Origin of the sequence: Microtetraspora sp. AC03309, from assembly GCF_020826795.1 — a bacterium.
Classification (GTDB): domain Bacteria; phylum Actinomycetota; class Actinomycetes; order Streptosporangiales; family Streptosporangiaceae; genus Microtetraspora; species Microtetraspora glauca.
The window spans coordinates 1-638 of sequence record NZ_JADDIL010000341.1; the positions used below are offsets into that span (position 1 = coordinate 1).

Below are 638 nucleotides of genomic sequence, written 5' to 3' on the forward strand. Positions count from 1 at the left end.
CCAGAGAACCCACCCACAGCCGAAGGCCGCGCCGCCACACGTCGCGCAGCGAAAAGGTGCCGGTGACGTATCCGAGAAGCGCGACGACTGCGAAGGCGACGAACGGGATCACCGCGGCCTTCTCGAAGAACAGCAGCCCGCCGAGAAAGACGAGCACACCAACAACCGCATGCCGCGACGACCCGGTCCGCACGAGCAGCACGGCCTCGCCGACCACCCAGGCGAGCGCCGCCTGCATCGGAAGCGTGTTCAGTCCCGCGGCCCACCAGGCGAACCCGGGTAACGCCAGCGGCGTGAACAACGCGAAGGTGAGCGGGATCAGCAGTACCGGGCGCCAGCCGAGGATCACCCACAGCGCCCGCAGCAACGCCAACGAGGCCAGCAGCTGCATCACCACCAGGCTGACCGCGGCCAATACCCAGGAGAACGGGGCTATCCGGGTGATCGCGCCGGACACCAGGAACGCCGCGGGCATGACGTGGCCGTCGTGATCGTCGAACAGATAGGACGGCGACAGCAGATCCTGGGTGCCGGCCCGGCCGATCAGGATCAGATCGTCCCAGTAGAAATAGCCGCCGAATGCGAGTACCGCCCGGACCACCAGGTGCAGCGCGATGAGCGCGGCGGCGATGCGGGCG

The 638-nt window shown here is 68.2% G+C and carries 1 pseudogene; it reads right to left on the reverse strand.

Going from position 1 to position 638, the window contains the following annotated elements:
• Positions 1 to 638 (reverse strand): annotated as a pseudogene (locus IMZ11_RS43225) (hypothetical protein); the annotation flags it as partial.